14 protein-coding genes and 1 rRNA gene are annotated in these 15,288 nt (G+C 70.7%); 5 read left to right on the top strand and 10 right to left on the bottom strand.

Going from position 1 to position 15,288, the window contains the following annotated elements:
- Positions 1-90: ribosomal RNA gene (gene rrf, locus ABD329_RS29920) — 5S ribosomal RNA — on the top strand; the annotation flags it as partial.
- Between the two features lie 382 nt (positions 91-472).
- Here rrf and ABD329_RS29915 read toward each other — a convergent pair.
- From ABD329_RS29915 to ABD329_RS29885, 7 genes are all read right to left on the bottom strand, one after another.
- Positions 473-2,347 carry a type IV secretory system conjugative DNA transfer family protein gene (locus ABD329_RS29915; RefSeq protein ID WP_344317170.1) on the bottom strand — a complete coding sequence of 625 codons (1,875 nt, stop codon included), beginning with the start codon at positions 2,345-2,347 and terminating at the stop codon, positions 473-475.
- Position 2,348: 1 nt separating this feature from the next.
- Complete coding sequence (locus ABD329_RS29910) at positions 2,349-3,752, bottom strand: ATP-binding protein (protein ID WP_037955082.1); 1,404 nt, start codon at positions 3,750-3,752, stop codon at positions 2,349-2,351.
- A gap of 94 nt (positions 3,753-3,846) precedes the next feature.
- Positions 3,847-5,403 carry an SCO6880 family protein gene (locus ABD329_RS29905; protein ID WP_198281432.1) on the bottom strand — a complete coding sequence of 519 codons (1,557 nt, stop codon included), beginning with the start codon at positions 5,401-5,403 and terminating at the stop codon, positions 3,847-3,849.
- A 2-nt stretch (positions 5,404-5,405) separates the two neighbouring features.
- On the bottom strand, positions 5,406-6,743 hold the full coding sequence (locus ABD329_RS29900) for a hypothetical protein (RefSeq protein ID WP_344317169.1): 1,338 nt from the start codon (positions 6,741-6,743) through the stop codon (positions 5,406-5,408).
- Positions 6,733-7,620 carry a DUF8175 domain-containg protein gene (locus ABD329_RS29895; protein WP_344317167.1) on the bottom strand — a complete coding sequence of 296 codons (888 nt, stop codon included), beginning with the start codon at positions 7,618-7,620 and terminating at the stop codon, positions 6,733-6,735. Before ABD329_RS29895 ends, ABD329_RS29900 begins: the two co-directional genes overlap by 11 nt.
- A gap of 334 nt (positions 7,621-7,954) precedes the next feature.
- On the bottom strand, positions 7,955-8,263 hold the full coding sequence (locus ABD329_RS29890; RefSeq protein ID WP_009716148.1) for a hypothetical protein: 309 nt from the start codon (positions 8,261-8,263) through the stop codon (positions 7,955-7,957).
- Positions 8,264-8,570: 307 nt separating this feature from the next.
- The gene (locus ABD329_RS29885) at positions 8,571-8,873 is read right to left on the bottom strand and encodes a DUF397 domain-containing protein (RefSeq protein ID WP_246618185.1); all 303 of its coding nucleotides are present in this window, start codon (positions 8,871-8,873) and stop codon (positions 8,571-8,573) included.
- 224 nt (positions 8,874-9,097) lie between these two features.
- Here ABD329_RS29885 and ABD329_RS29880 point away from each other — a divergent pair, with 224 nt between their 5' ends.
- Both ABD329_RS29880 and ABD329_RS29875 read left to right on the top strand, forming a co-directional pair.
- Complete coding sequence (locus tag ABD329_RS29880; RefSeq protein ID WP_309142611.1) at positions 9,098-10,105, top strand: bifunctional lytic transglycosylase/C40 family peptidase; 1,008 nt, start codon at positions 9,098-9,100, stop codon at positions 10,103-10,105.
- A gap of 236 nt (positions 10,106-10,341) precedes the next feature.
- Complete coding sequence (locus ABD329_RS29875; protein ID WP_198275372.1) at positions 10,342-11,055, top strand: phosphatase PAP2 family protein; 714 nt, start codon at positions 10,342-10,344, stop codon at positions 11,053-11,055.
- A 134-nt stretch (positions 11,056-11,189) separates the two neighbouring features.
- On the opposite strand, the gene ABD329_RS29870 is transcribed toward ABD329_RS29875, so the two are convergent.
- Together ABD329_RS29870 and ABD329_RS29865 are read right to left on the bottom strand one after the other, a co-directional pair.
- Positions 11,190-12,803 carry an FAD-binding oxidoreductase gene (locus tag ABD329_RS29870; protein WP_198275371.1) on the bottom strand — a complete coding sequence of 538 codons (1,614 nt, stop codon included), beginning with the start codon at positions 12,801-12,803 and terminating at the stop codon, positions 11,190-11,192.
- 168 nt (positions 12,804-12,971) lie between these two features.
- On the bottom strand, positions 12,972-13,175 hold the full coding sequence (locus ABD329_RS29865; RefSeq protein WP_309142610.1) for a hypothetical protein: 204 nt from the start codon (positions 13,173-13,175) through the stop codon (positions 12,972-12,974).
- Positions 13,176-13,270: 95 nt separating this feature from the next.
- On the opposite strand from ABD329_RS29865, the gene ABD329_RS29860 reads away from it, so the two are divergent.
- Together ABD329_RS29860 and ABD329_RS29855 are read left to right on the top strand one after the other, a co-directional pair.
- Positions 13,271-14,188: an SCO4651 family lipoprotein gene (locus ABD329_RS29860; protein ID WP_198275370.1), complete on the top strand. Its 918-nt coding sequence runs from the start codon at positions 13,271-13,273 to the stop codon at positions 14,186-14,188.
- Between the two features lie 199 nt (positions 14,189-14,387).
- Entirely contained in the window at positions 14,388-14,663 is a 276-nt protein-coding gene (locus ABD329_RS29855; protein WP_198275377.1) for a hypothetical protein, read from the top strand.
- A gap of 175 nt (positions 14,664-14,838) precedes the next feature.
- On the opposite strand, the gene ABD329_RS29850 is transcribed toward ABD329_RS29855, so the two are convergent.
- Complete coding sequence (locus ABD329_RS29850) at positions 14,839-15,243, bottom strand: metal-sensitive transcriptional regulator (RefSeq protein ID WP_020869543.1); 405 nt, start codon at positions 15,241-15,243, stop codon at positions 14,839-14,841.
- Positions 15,244-15,288: the final 45 nt, after the last annotated feature.

Raw genomic sequence — 15,288 nt, 5'->3', positions numbered from 1 at the left:
CCCGGTTACATTCCGAACCCGGAAGCTAAGCCTTTCAGCGCCGATGGTACTGCAGGGGGGACCCTGTGGGAGAGTAGGACGCCGCCGAACAAATTTTAGCCTCGGTCCCGAGCACATAGTGCTCGGGACCGAGGCATTTTTGCGTTCAGCTCCCATTTCCGTCCCCGGCTATGCACGAAAGAGACGTCCCGGTGGGCACGATCGGACGATGTGCCCGGTGGCTCGTGCCCTGAGGCTTGGGCCATGATGGTGTCCGCGCGGCTCCTGGCCCCGCCGTGTCCTCACCGGCACCGGCCGCGGAAGGAGAGCACGTAGAGCGAGACTACGGTCAAGGCGCACATCAGCCGCTCCCTGACCAAGCTGAACCTTCCAACCGCGTTCAGCCGGCGATCCTCGTTCAGGACGCGGGCCTGGCCGACGAGGGCGCGCCCGGGGACGGCTGACCGGACGAGCCGGTGAGGTATGCGGGCCGTCAGTGCGACTCCTGGCCCGCCAGGGAGCGGTGCGGCCAGCGGGCTCGGGCCTGTTCCTGGGAGCGCATCAGGGCCAGTGTGGGCAGGCCCTGGTCCGCGCCCTGGGCGAGGAGGTCGGGGAGTGCCGGGAGCGGGGCCACGGCGGCGACGTCGTCCAGGACGAGGGTCAGTGGTGGGTCGAGCCGACCGGAGGATGACCGTTCGGCCATGCGCCGGCCGTGCTCGACCACGTGTGAGGCGAGTGCCGTCAGCAGCGGCATCGCACCCGGCTGGGTTCGGGGGTCCTCGATGGATTCGCCCATCAGGTAGAGCGTTCCCCCTTCGGCGACGAATGACTCCAGTGCGAGCGTGTCGGCGCGTCCCGGATTGCAGGCGTCCCGGATGTGGATCGACGAGAGCGCGCCGAGGGCACGGGCGGTCAGCTCCTGGGCCATATCGCGGCGTTCGCGGTGGGCGGTGAGCGTCGCCTCCAGTTCGCCGGCCGTGCCGCCCGCCGCCTTGGGGTGCGTACGGAGGATCTTTACGGGCTCGTGGGCCGAACTGCCCTGTGCCCAGCGGTGCACGTGGCGGAACGGCCGGCCGTCCACGGCGGCGGCGTGCAGCCAGCAGCGGAGCATCGTCTCCGCGGCCTCCGCCAGGGGCCGGTCCATGGCGTGCATGGGCCGTACGGGGGCGAGGAGGGCGGTGGCGCGGGCGGCCGCGATATCGCGGGAGCCGCAGTCCGCCGCCGGGTTCCAGCGCAGCCGGGCGGGGGTGTCGAGCAGATGGGACGGGTCGAAGACATGGGTGGGGCCGAGCTTGGCGCGGGTGTCCTTGGTCGTGGCCCAGAGCTTGGGATCGCTGGTGACGACGAGGACGGGGCCGACGGCCTCCAGGACGGCGTGGGCCGCGGACTCCCCGCGCTGGGCGCCGAAGAGGACGCGGGAGCGGGCCAGCTCCCCGTCGGGGAGGGCGGCCGACGTCAGCGGGCCGGTGCGGGGGGTGGGGAGCGGCTGCGGTGCGGATGCCGGGTCGAGCGGGGCGTACAGGCCGTCCTGGGCCGGGGGAGTGGTCTGACCCTCGGCGGGAGCGAACTGACCGGCGGCTCTCTGCTCGGTGATGCGGGGGTGCGGTTCGGGGCTGGTTCCGGCGGACGCTTCGGCGGCGACGGCCTCGGCCGGGTGTCGGTGGCCGGCGACGCGTGCGATGGCGCCGTGGCCGGGGACCGTCTCGGCCGGGCCCGGTGCGGGGGGCCCGCTGGGGCGGTCTGGAGCGGCGGTGCCGGGCGAACCCTCAGGCGATCTGGCGGAGGCGGCTCCTGGGGCCGCTGAGGCGCTCGCAGGGCCGGGGACGGGGGGAGGCGGCGCCTCGACGCCGGGGGTCGCTTCCACGCCCGTACCGTTGGCGGCCGCGGGCGCGGCGCCGTCCCTGGCGGTTCCCGTGTCCTTGAGGCCGAGCCGCTTCGCCTCCGCCGCGTTCGCGCGGGAGTTCGCGCGGGCGACGCGGCGCTGGGCGCGGACCGTCCGGTAGCGGGCCAGCGTGCCCATCACGAAGATCGTCAGGACGATCAGCACCATCAGCTCACTGATGAAGATGCCCCAGAACAGCCCGTACCCCGACAGCTGGTCCTTCGGGGTGTCGGGCCAGGCCGCCGCCAGGTCTTGGGGCTCCTGGAGCAGATGGCGCAGTGCCACCGGCGCGCGCATGAAGGTGAGGTTGTCCGGCCAGGCGCCGCGGGCGAAGAGCCCGGACAGCCCGGTCGCCGACCACATCAGGGCGAGCGTGCCCAGCAGGAGGGCGATCGCGCCGATCAGCAGGCCGTCCGGAATGCCGCGTTCCGCGGACGGAGGTCCTCCGTGCTCCGCGGGCCCGCCGTGGTTCTGTCCCGCCGCCATCTCAGGCCACCGTGGACCCGTACGACGGCCCGCCGTAGGTGTCCGCCTCCGCCGCCTCGACCGCGGCGGCGGCGCGCTCCTCGGCCTCCGCCTCGACCGCCATCTGCACGGCCAGCGCGTCCTCCGTCATCGCCCGGTCGGTGTAGACGAGGGGCCGCTCGGCCTCGGTGATCAGGTGTTTGACGACCTGTACGTTGCCGTTGACGTCCCAAACCGCGATACCGGGGGACAGCGTGGGGATGATCTCGACGGCCCAGCGGGGCAGGCCCAGGACGCGGCCGGTGGCCCGTGCCTCGTCCGCCTTCTGGGCGTAGATCGTCCGGGTGGAGGCCATCTTGAGGATCGCTGCGGCTTCCCGGGCCGCCGCGCCGTCGACCACGTCGGAGAGATGGTGGACGACGGCGACGAACGACAGGCCGAGCCGCCGCCCGAACTTCAGCAGCCGTTGGAAGAGCTGGGCGACGAAGGGCGAGTTGATGATGTGCCACGCCTCCTCGACCAGGAAGATGCGCTTCTTACGGTCGGGACGGATCCAGGTGTGCTCCAGCCAGACGCCCACGATGGCCATCAGGATCGGCATCGCGATCGAGTTGCGATCAATATGGGACAGGTCGAAGACGATCAGGGGTGAGTCCAGATCGATTCCGGCCGTGGTGGGGCCGTCGAACATACCGCGCAGATCACCGTCGACCAGTCGGTCCAGCACCAGGGCGACATCGAGGCCCCAGGCCCGTACGTCGTCTATGTCGACGTTCATCGCCGCCGCCGACTCCTCCTCGGGGTGGCGCAGCTGCTCCACGATGTCGGTCAGCACCGGCTGGCGGTCGACGACGGTCTCGTTGACGTAGGCGTGCGCGACCTTCAGGGCGAACCCGGAGCGCTCGTCGAGCCCGTGCCCCATTGCGACCTCGATGATCGTGCGGAGCAGGGCGAGCTGACCGGTCGTGGTGATCGCCGGGTCGAGGGGGTTCAGCCGGATACCGCCGTCCAGGGCCGCCATGGGGTCGAGCCGGATGGGCGTTATCCCCAGCTCCTGCGCGATGAGGTTCCATTCGCCGACGCCGTCCTCGCCCTGGGCGTCCAGCACCACCACCTGGCGGTCGCGGAACCGCAGCTGGCGCAGGACATAGGTCTTCTCCAGGGCCGACTTGCCGTTACCGGACTCGCCCAGCACCAGCCAGTGGGGGGCCGGCAGCTGCTGGCCGTAGAGCTGGAAGGGGTCGTAGATATAGCCCTTGCCGGAGTAGACCTCACGGCCGATGACCACGCCGGAGTCGCCGAGGCCGGGGGCCGCGGTGGGGAGATAGACCGCCTGGGCCTGGCCGGTGGAGGTGCGCACGGGCAGCCGTGTCGTCTCCACCTTTCCGAAGAGAAAGCTGGTGAACGCATCGGTGATGGCGCTCATCGGATCGGCCACGGCGGAGCCCCTATCGTCCCTGTCGTCCCAGTCGTGTCTATCAGCTCTACGGGCTGTATCGGCTCTGTCTGTTCTGTCTGTTCTATCGGCGGATGCCGGTCGCGAACGGCAGCGTGTTCACAAAGGCCCGGTGGTGCTCGCGGTCGCACCATTCCAGCTTGAGGTAGCTCTTCCCCGCCGAGGCGCGGATGGTCCGCTTGTCGCGTGCGAGGGCCTCCGGCGACCGGGAGGACACGGTGATGTAGCCGACGAGGTTGACGCCCGCGGCACCGCTGGCGAGGTCCTCGCCGCGCTGGTCGAGCCGGCCGTGGGCGGCGATGTCGCGCGGGTCCACGGTGCGGTTCATCTTCGCGGCGCGGCTGGCCTCGGCCTCGTCGTTGGTCTTCTCGGTGAGCATCCGTTCGATGGCGACCTCGGTGGGCTCGAGGTCCATACAGACGGCGACCGTACGGATGACATCGGGCGTGTGGACGAGCAGCGGGGCGAGGAAGTTGACGCCCACGGGCGTCATGGGCCACTCCTTCACCCAGGCCGTGGAGTGGCACCAGGGCTCACGGGTGCTCGACTCCCGGGTCTTGGCCTGGAGGTAGGTGGGCTCCATGGCGTCCAGCTCGGCGGGCCAGGCGTTCCGCTTGGTCATCGCCTGGATGTGGTCGATGGGGTGGTCCGGGTCGTACATGGAGTGGATGAGTGAGGCCAGCCGCCCCTGCCCCAGGGGCTGGCGGACCCGGATGTCGGCTTCGGCGAGCCGGGCGCAGATGTCGGTCAGCTCACGGGCCATCACCACGGCGAGGCCGGCGTCCTTGTCGAGCCGTCGGCCGCCGCCGCTGTGGCGGGCGGCGCGCGCGATGGCCTGGGCCTCGGCGGCCAGGTCGCGGGTGTAGTGCATACAGGCGACGAGATAGGCGCGGTGCTGCTCGGAGGAGGTGGAGACCATGGACTGCAACTGGTCGTAGGAGTCCTTGAGCCAGTTGGGGGCCTGGTCGTCGCCGCGCCGCTCGACGTCCTTGGCGTGCGCGTCGGGGTCGGCGGGGAGGGTACGGGCCAGCATCTGGAGGCGGGTCACGAAGCCGTCGCCGTTGGCCACATGCTTGAGCAGGGTGCCGAACCGGTCGACGAGGGCCTCCTGGTCCTCGCTGTCGCGCAGTCCGACGCCGGGGCCCTCGATCTCGATGGCGGCGGTGACGGTGCGGCGGTCGGCGTGCAGGAGCACGGCGATCTCGTCGGGGCCGAAGGGGGCGGCCAGCCAGTTGATCCGGCCGATGCCGGGGGGCGGGCCGACCTCGATCTCACGGCCGTCCAGGCGGGTGCCGGCCTCGGCGGCGCCGGAGCGGTAGGCGGTGGTGCCCTTACGGACGCTGCGCTTGAAGGAGCGGTTGATCTCGAACCAGCGGTAGAACGTCCGCCCGTTGTACGGGACGTACACGGCGGCGAGGGCGAGGGTGGGGAAGCCGACCAGGGCGGTGATGCGGAACATCAGCACCGGCACCAGCAGCCCGCACATCATCCCGATGAACGCCCCCGCGATGATCAGCCCGATCTCGCCGGTCTCGCGGTTCTTGCCGACGATCGCGTTCGGGCGGGGGCGCCCGATGAGATATGTGCGACGGGGCGCGATGGGGTGCGACTGGGCGTCGATCGTCACCGCCGGTCACCTCCCGAGTTGTTGCCGGAGCCGCGGTTCGCGGCGGAGCCGCCGCCGGAGCCTCCGGTGTGGCCGGTGCGGCTGGCGGGCGCGGGGGAGCCGCCCCCGCCACCTCCGCCGCTGGTACGGGTTGAGTGGGCCGCCACACCGCCGGAGACGGGGTTGGCGGGCTTGGCCTGCCCCGGCGCGGCGCCGCCTCCGCCGGCCTCGCCTCCGCCGCGGGCGCTGTGGGTGTTGATGCCCTGCTTGACCAGGGCGGCGGGGGAAGTGATGACGGCGGCGGCCTGGCGGGACGCGGGGTCGGAGCTGGCGCTGCGGGCCTTGACGATCTCATCGCCGAAGCCGGGCACGAAGCGGTAGATCATCGCACTGGCGAAGATGGCGAGGATGATGATGGACAGGCCGGAGACGACGGCCGAGAAGGCGTCGGGCTTGTCGCCGTTGGTGGAGAGCGCTCCGGCGAGGGCCAGGACGGTGATGATCACCGGCTTGACGAGGATCACGGCGATCATGATCCCCGCCCAGCGGCGCACATGGCCCCACATGTTCTTGTCGACGAGGCCCGCGTAGACGGCGGTGCCGAGCAGCGCGCCCACATAGAGGAGGGCGGCGCGGATGACGAGCTCGAGGCAGAGGACGCCGGCGGCGAGGATCGTCACCAGCGAGACGACGATGAGCATGATCGGGCCGCCGCCGATGTCCTCGTCCCGCTTGAGCGCTTGGGAGAACGAGCCGAAGAAGGCGTCGTTGTCCGCACCGGTGCCGGAGGCGATGGCGTCGGTGACGGCGTCGGTCGCGGTGACGACCGTATAGAGGATGAGGGGGGTGAAGGCGGAGGCCAGGACCGTCAGCCAGAGGAAGCCTATGGCTTCGGAGAGCGCCTCGCCGAGGGGGACGCCGCGGATGGCGCGCTTGGCGACGGCGAGGAGCCAGAGGATGAGGGTGAGGACGGTGGAGGCGGCGAAGACGACGGCGTACTGGCGGAGGAAGGCCTCGTTGGTGAAGTCGACGTTGGCCGTCTCCTTGACGAGCTTGGAGAGCTTGCCGACGAGCCAGGAGGCGGCGTCGGCGCAGCCGCGGGCGAGGGAGGCGGCGGGGTCGAGGGGGTTGGAGGGGTCGGGGGGGCCGCTGGAGCCTCCGCTGCCGCTGCCCTTTTCACAGTTCTCTCGGACCTGACCGAGGAGGAGGTCGCAGTCGTCCTGCTTGCCGCCCGACGGAGTGGGCGTCGGCGAGGGCGCCGCCGCGGCGCGGCCGGCCAGCAGGACGGCGGCCGTCTGCACGGACGCCAGGGCTCCGGCGAGGGTGAGAGCGCGTCGGCGGGGGCTAGCGGGCATAGGTGAACCCTCCGTACTGCTCGACTGCCTTGGCGATCTCATCGGCTGTGGACGCGGTGCGGTCGCTGTTGACCGGGGCTGGACCGGCCTTCTGCGAGTAGCTCTCGGCCTTCCAGTCGTTGTTCACCCACCGCAGCTTGAGCGTCAGGGTGAACCAGTCGTTGGTGACCGGGTTCTTCGATCCCTCTCCGGCCGTGCCGAACACGCCGGTGCACCAGACCGCGACGGTCGCGCTGGTGCCCGAGAACTTGCCGACCTTGGTGCCCAGAGGGGCGGTGCGCGAGACGTAGGTCATGCCGTCGGCGGCCTTGCCGTTCGCGTCCAGGCCGATTCTCTCCAGGGACGCCGCGGAGTAGGCCTTGTCGAGCCTGGTCTGGAGCCGGTCGGCGGCCGCGTCGGTGAAGATCTGGGGGACGAGTTCATGGCGCCGGTCGCGGTTGTACATATCGGCGGACCCCAGCGCCACCGCGTAGTTCGCCGCCGCGCTCTGCGCGCCCTGCTCCGATTTGGCGAAGCCCGAGGCGATGTCGGTCGTGGCGTTCTTGCCGTCGACCGGGCGCTCGCCGGTGGGGGCGGTGGGTTGGGCTTCGGTGCCGCCCCCGCCGGTGTCGCCGCCGCTGGAGCCCCCGTCCTTGCCGTCGCCGCGGTTGACGAAGGCGATGGCCGCGAGGAGGAGGACGATGACGCCGACCACGGTGATCAGGTTGCGGCTGGGCTTGGGGCGGCCGGGGGCTCGGCGGGGTGGCCCGTAGGGGTCGCCGTCGCCCTCGGGCAGGCGGGTGCGCGTCAGGTGGCCTTCGGGGGCCGCGCCGCGGCCGCGGCGCGCCTCATGGCCCTCGTAGTCACCGCCGTATCCGTCGTCGCCGCCGAGACTCATCCTGCGTACGCCCCTTCACCCGTGCCGAGCCTGCCAAGCCTGCTGATACCGCCGATCCAGCCGATCCCGCCGATGCTGAGGACCGCGTCATCCATGGTCCCTCTTCCGTCATCCGCATACGACGGTAACGGCGAGGACTGACGCTCGGGCGCGCTGGTGTGAGTGGACATCAAGCTGACACGACCTCAGCGTGGTGAGCGGGAGCGGGAGCGGGCATCAGGGAGCAGCCTCGGGTACGGGGTGTGGGGCCGGTAGGGGGAATCGGGAGCGGAGGCTTGCGGCCAGGGGGTGCGCCCCGCGCGGTAGGGGCGGCTCGGGGCGGGCGGGGACGCGGCTAGATGGCCATGCCGTACACGATCGTGAAGAGCGTGCCCAGTGATCCGATGATGAACACACCGGTCAGGCCCGCGACGATCAGCCCCTTGCCCTGCTCCGCGCTGAAGGTGTCCCGTAGGGCCGTCGCGCCGATCCGCTGCTTGGCCGCGCCCCAGATGGCGATGCCGAAGCACAGCAGCAGTGCGACCGCCATCACGACCTCGATCATGACGCGGGCCTCGCTGCCCAGGCTGCCGAACGGACCCCAGTCTGGGGCGATTCCGCCGATGATGGTGTTGATGTCGCCCTTTTCGGCCGCTAGGAACATGATGAACTCACCGCCCCTTGTGGGTTGTTGTGTCTCCCCGCCGGCATGGCGTGGGTCAGCCTCTATCTTCGCTGATGAATCCGCTTCCGCATGTCGACTTGGCGGCATTTCTTGGCGGATCTCGTGCGTGTTGTGGGACACGCCCGTCCGGCGGCTGTGTGAGACATGTCAACGGAGTGTCGTATGGTCACTCTGTGTATCACGCGGGTGGGCGTCGGGCAACGATCCGTGAGGGGCTGATGGGTAGGCCACTTGGCGGAGGGGCCTCAGTGCTCCTGCCGCACAGCGCCTCATCCTCCGCGTCCCCTCACTGCCCCGCGGGCTCGTCCGTCTCCGTGCGTTCCGTCTCAGTGAGGTCTGTCTCCGTGCGCTCCGCGAAGTCGTCCTCCGTAAGGTCCGCGAAGTCGTCGAACTCGCCCGCCTTGACGCCCTTGATGAACGCATCCCACTTGGCCCGGGTCGTGACGACGACGGTCTCCGGGTCGTTGCTCTCGCGCATCAGGATCTGGTCGTCGGGGCCCACGGCCACCTCGAGGTAGGCGGCACCCTCCGGGAGGTCGGCGGGTGCGGCCCGCTGCCAGTCGAGCTCTTGCCGGTCGAGCCGTGTCATCTGCGGTCCCCAGGGTCGTGGTGCTCGGACGGCTGGACTCTACGCGTTCCGCGCCCCCGCGAGAGGTGGCCGAGAAGGGGCGGTGAGGCGTGCGGGGCGGGTCGACGGCGCATAAGGGGGCGCGCGTCGGCGGCCGCCGTATGGTTTCGGCTGGGGAGCGGCTGATTTTCGCCGTGCGAGCGGAAACGCGTTCGCATGGCGGGCGAATGGGGGAGGATGGCCGGGTGCGTAAGGTCTGGCTGGGTGTCAGTGTCGGTCTCGGAGTCTCCTTTTCCTTCGTCGCGCTGCTCGTCGTCGGTACCTACTTGGTCGCGGCGGACCTCGTCGGCGGTGCCGGCGGTAAGGCCGTCGGGCTGGCCAAGGGCGCCGTTCCCGCCACGTACGAACCGCTCATCCAGCGGTACGGGAACTCCTGCCCGGCCATCAACCCCGCGCTCCTCGCCGCGCAGCTCTACCAGGAGAGCGGCTGGAACGCGAAGGCGCAGAGCCCGGCCAACGCCAAGGGGATAGCGCAGTTCATCCCCGCCACCTGGGCCTCGCACGGGGTCGACGGCAACAAGGACGGCGTCAAGGACATCTGGGACCCGCAGGACGCGATCCCGTCGGCGGCCGCCTATGACTGCTCGCTCGCCAAGTACGTCAAGGATGTGCCGGGCAATCAGACGCACAACATGCTGGCCTCGTACAACGCGGGCGCCTATGCCGTGATCAAGTACGGCGGGGTGCCTCCTTACCGCGAGACCCAGAACTACGTGAAGACCATCACCACCCTCGCCAAGAGCTTCGAGGCGCCGATCCAGAAGGTCCAGCCCTCCCAGCAGTCGGCCGGGGCGATCTACTTCGCGCAGAAGCAGCTCGGCAAGCCCTATCTCTGGGGCGGGAACGGCACGCCGGAGGAGGGCGGGCGGTTCGACTGCTCGGGGCTGACGAAGGCGGCGTACAAGACGGTCGGCATCGATCTGCCGCGCGTCGCCAACGACCAGTGGAACGCCGGACCGCACCCCAAGCGGAGCGAGCTGCTCCCCGGCGATCTGGTCTTCTTCGCCTACGACCTCGACGACCCGAGATCGATCCACCACGTGGGGATCTATGTGGGCGGCGGCTACATGATCAACGCGCCCTACACCGGTGCGGTGATCCGTTTTGACAAGATCGACTCGCCGGACTACATCGGTGCTACGCGGGTGACTCAGGATGGCGCGAAAGCGCTGCCGCGGGCGAACCCCGCGTAAGGATTCCCCCTGAGCTGCGACGATCGGTCACCCTTCGATAACGTCCCGGTGATCGTTGGGTGGAGTACGGAACCCCTGGCGAGAAGAGGGCGTTCCCTGGAGGTGGATCGAGACGTGGATCAGCGTGGATCGACGGCGGACTCTCCGGCGCCGGTCGCGTTGCCACGGCTCGCAAGGCATTACGGGGGGTAGGCAGCTGCACGTAGTGACAGGCAAGAGATAAGGGGCCACGGCATATGGCTGGACTCGCACTGGACGGGTCGAACCCCGATGTCAGCCTTCTCTACGACATCAACGGGCTGGCGAAGGATGCCCCGCACTGGTTCGACCGCGTCATGGAGTTCGTCGGCGAGTACGGGATCATCATCGGGCTCGCCCTGGTGACCCTGGCCGCCTGGTGGAGCGTCCGGAAGCGGCCGCAGGAGGCGCCGTCCGCCGTCGCCGGGCTGGTGTGGGCCCCGCTGGCCGCCGGGCTGGCGCTGATCGCCAACATCCCCATCCGCGGCTTTGTCGAGCGGCCCAGGCCCTTCAAGGACCATCAGGGGCTCGACGTCCTGGTGGCGGGCAAGACCGACTTCTCGTTCGTCAGCGACCACGCGACGCTGACCATGGCGGTCGCCGTCGGCGTCTTCATGGCCCATCGCGCCTATGGGGTCGCCGCCATAGGGCTTGCGCTGCTGGAAGGGTTCTGCCGCGTCTATATGGGCGTCCACTACCCGACCGACGTCATCGGCGGGTTCGCCCTCGGGACGGCGGTCACGCTGCTGCTGGCGCCGCTCGCGATGATGCTGCTGACCCCGCTGACCACGGCGGTCGCGGGTTCGCGCGTCGGCCGGCTGGTACGGGCCGAGCCCGCCGCCGCCGACCAGGACGCGGACGAGGCACGCGCGGAGCTCGCCGACTCCCGCCCGGTGGGCGGCGACCACGGGAACAAGGACCTGGCGGCCTAGCGGCACCCTTACGGACGCCACGACTACGGAACGGATACGAAGAAGGCCCGGCGGCTGCCGGGCCTTCTGTCATCTCCGGGGACCAGCCGCCGCTCCACGGATCAGCCGCCGACGTCCGGCGAGGACCGAGGACCTCACAGCGCCTGCGGGAAGTCGAAGAGCCGGTCCGGGTCGTAACGCTTCTTCACCCGTGTCAGCTTGTCGGCGGCCGAGCCGTAGTAGGCCGAGCGCCAGTCCTTCAGCGACGCGTCCGTGTAGTTCTGGTAGGCCGCCCCGGAGGCGTACCGCCGCATCGCCTTATGGGCGCCGTCCAGCCAGGCGTTGCCCGCGGTGCCCGAGCCGCCCGCTGCCCAGGACGCGGTGTACTGGGCGAGGAACCGCGAGCGGCGGTGCACGAAGGACGTGGCCGTGGGCGAGACCCGGTTGACCGCCCCGCCGAGCGCGGTGAGCGCGATGCTGACCGCGCCCCCGCCGCCGGTGCGCCGCCCGTAGCGCTCCAGCTGGTCCAGCATGGCCCGGACGCCCGCCTGGCTCAGCGAGCGGTCGAAGAAGTCCGAGCGCGCCGCGTAGGTCTCGCGGTTCAGCACCCCGGAGGTGTTGCGGCCGGGCTCGTCGCCCGGCAGATGGCAGTTGGCGGTGGAGGTGTCGCCGCAGCCCGCGTACATCCGCATGGCGTCGACGTAGCCGCGGCGGCGCAGGCTGACCTGCGAGGCGGGGCCGGGGCCGCCCGGCCCGTCCGCGAGCTTGTCCACCGCGTTTTGCAGCGCGCTGTAGGTGCCGAGGGAGAAGCAGCTGACGGAGACGGTGGGGGTGCGTCCGGGGGCGGCCGACAGATGCAGCGCCGACCAGATCTCGTCCGGCTGGTCCGGGCCCCACTTCTGCCAGGCGCTCAGCACCTTCGCGGCCTTGGACCATGGCCATGACATGTAACAGGTCACGCCGTCGGCCGCGTCATGCGTACGGAAGCGCAGTTCGGTGACGACGCCGAAGTTGCCGTTGCCCGCGCCGCGCAGCGCCCAGAACAGCTCGGCCTCGCGGCTCTTGGAGACCTCCAGGGCCTTGCCGTCCGCGGTGACGATGGTGGCGCCCGTAAGGCTGTCGGCGGTCAGTCCATACGCCCGGGAGACCACACCGTGGCCACCGCCGAGGGTCAGTCCGGATATGCCGACGCTCGGGCAGGAGCCGCCGGGGACGGTGACCCCGCGGGCGCCCAGCGTCGTGTAGACGTCGATGAGCTTGGCCCCGGCGCCGATCCGTGCCTCGCCGGAGGCCGTACGGATCGAGGAGAGAGCGGAGACGTCGATGACGAGGCGGCCGTCGCCGCTCGACCAGCCGGCGTAGGAGTGACCGCCGTTGCGGATCGCGACGGGGGCGCCGTGGCGCCGGGCGAAGTCCAGACAGGCGGATATGTCCGAGGTGTTCTCTATATAGGCGACGGCGGCGGGGCGCAGATGGTCGAAGCGGGTGTTGTAGAGCCGGCTGGCGGAGGTGTAGTCGGAGTCCCCGGGGCGCACCAGGTCGCCCTGGAGGCCCTTGCCGAGCGCGCTCCAGTCCGCGGACTTCGGCTTGCCGTCGACGGCGCGGTGGCTCCCGCTCGCCGAGGCCGAACGGGCGTCCGACGTCGAGGAGGAGGAGCCGACCGGGCTCGTGTCACCGCCGGCCTTCCCCGTGTCGTCGTCGCACGCGGTGACCCCTGTGGCGGTGGCCGCCAGCCCCGTGCCCACTGCCAGCAGTGTCCGCCGGTTCATGGCGGTGTCCCCTCCCTGTCGACGCTGCTCCCAACCGTCGACCGGGCCACCGCGAGGCGGGCCCGGTCCTTTGGTCAGAGGGGCCGACCGGGGGGTGTGGTTCCGCTCGTGGCCGAAGAGTTGTCGGAGGACGGACAACCCACGCCAATCGGACGAAATTGATCGCCACTAATCGGACGAGTCCGATGAATCGCTTGTGTCGGACCGGGTGTGACGGCTCGTCGCATGGTCCGCCGCGTCATCGCGGGCGAGGGCTCTGGCGCGACGGGCCGGGCCGGACCAGCCGCAGGTGCAGCGGGCGATGGAGAAGGAGCCCCGCTCCACCGTGGTGGTGCGGTTCTGGCCGGGGCCTATGTCGCCTGAGTCGAGCACATGACCACGCTACCGGGCCGTGACGAGCCACCGGTGTGGATCGTTAAACGAACAAGTACCAAGCGGGACGAGCGTGGCCAGGGGGTCGGCGGTCGATGGTGTTCCAGCAGCGCGGGCTCGGCGTACGGAGACGGTTGAGAGCGGTCACCGGAGTCGTGTCGGGTGGCCTGCTGGCCGTGTCGCTGGCGACCGTGAGCGGCTGCACCACCGAGACGGCGGCCGATGAGCGCCCGGGCGGCAGCGCGCGCCAGAGCGCGGTCACCGTCCTGCACCGGGCCGCGGACGTGCTGGTCAGGTCGGGCAGCTCACGGGTCCGTACGACCATGGAGACGGCGACGGGCGGCACCCGCGTGTCCATCCGGGGCGCCGGCGCGTACGACTTCGGGAAGCGGCTGGGACGGCTGCGGCTGCTGCTGCCGAGGGACGCGATGGGGACCGCCGAGCATGCGCCGATCACCGAACTCCTGACCTCCGGTGCGCTTTTCATGCGCAATCGCGGTGCGGGCATTCCCCGCGACAAATGGGTGCGAGTGGATACGACGGACATCCCCGACGGGAATCTGGTCACCGGCGGCGCCACGGATCCACTGACCGCCGCCGAGCTGTTGCGCGGGGTGCGGGACGCCAGTCTGGTCGGTGAGGAGGGGCTCGGTGGGGACCTGGTGCGCCACTACCGCGGCACCACCGACATCGGCCGGGCGGCGCGGGCCGCCTCGGAGGGCGCGCGGGGATCGCTGGTGGCCGCGGCCAGGGGGTTCGACGAGAGCACGGTGCGCTTCGACGCGTATCTCGACGGACTCGGCCGGCTGCGCGAGGTGCGCCACCGGTTCACGGTGACCAGCCGGGCCGACGGCCAGGAGGCGGCGGAGCGCCCGGACGCCGCCGGGCGGCGGCGCGGCGCACTGGGGGTCGCCTCCACAACGGAGCTGTACGACTTCGGGGCCCCCGCCGAGGTCGAGCTCCCCAAGCCCACGGATATCTACACAGGAAAGGTCGGATCACCTCAGAAGTAGTCGGAGGGGCCCGCTTTGCCCTTCGAAATGGCCCATCCGTGCCATGCGCGGAGTGTGTACCGATCCCTACGCTGGGAAGCCGCTGCTCGCAGGTGCTCGCAGGTGCTCGCTGGAGGAGGTGAAACACGTGGTTGCGCGTCGCGGCTCGTCGGGCCCGGACCCCGTGGCCCTCGTCGAAATCGATCTCTATGGTGACTTGATGATCGCTGCGTCGAGCGCGGACGAGGACAGGCTCAGTACGGACCGTATCGACGAGGTGCTCCGGGTGCAGGCCGACCGATCAGATTCGGCCGAGGGGGCCACGGGCGCCAAGGGGAACGGGAAGGCCGCCGAGGACGGGAGGCGTCCCGAGAAGGCGAAGCGCGTCGATGGGGCAACGCTCGCCGAGGAGGCGAAGCTCGCCGAGGAGGCGAAGCTCGCGGAGAAGGTGCAGACCGCCCCGGAGGCCGGTGCCGGGAGCCCGGACGCCCCGTAGCGGACGCCCCCGGGCGACGTTCGATGCCGCCGTCTCGCCGGCGGGCGCCCAGCGGCCCCGTCCGGCGAGGGGCGAGCCGACGGTCATGTCCACGCCCGGGAACGGCCCGTACCGGCGCTGAGTGGCAGGCGGCCCGCACTGGCGCTGAGCCGTGGGCCGCCCGTACCGCCGCCGCTCAGGTCCGCAGCAGCCGGGCGATCGCCGCCGTGGCCTCGGCCACCTTGGCGTCGACCTCTCCCGTGCCCTCCGCCTCGCCCTGGGCGGCGCTCTCCACGGCCGCGCTGGCGACACAGTGGCGCAGATGCTCCTCGAGCAGCTGGAGGGCGAAGGACTGGAGCGCCTTGGTGCTCGCCGAGACCTGGGTGAGTATGTCGATGCAGTAGACGTCTTCCTCGACCATCCGCTGTAGACCCCTGATCTGGCCCTCGATCCGGCGCAGCCGCTTCAGGTGCTGATCCTTTTGTTTGGCGTATCCATGCCCACCGTGGGGTACGGAGTCCTGGGCGGAGGTGTGCCCGGACGCCTGGCCCCGCTCGTCGCCGTCGGTGGGCGCGGTGGTGTCGGCCGCCGAGGTCGTCATGGCTTCCTCCCGTTGATTACGCTATGTCCGCATATACCCCCAGTG

The organism is Streptomyces javensis, assembly GCF_039525925.1.
In the GTDB taxonomy this organism is placed as follows: Bacteria; Actinomycetota; Actinomycetes; order Streptomycetales; family Streptomycetaceae; genus Streptomyces; species Streptomyces asiaticus.
Note: the sequence above shows the minus strand (reverse complement) of the source record. Positions and strands in the feature narration are given on the sequence as shown.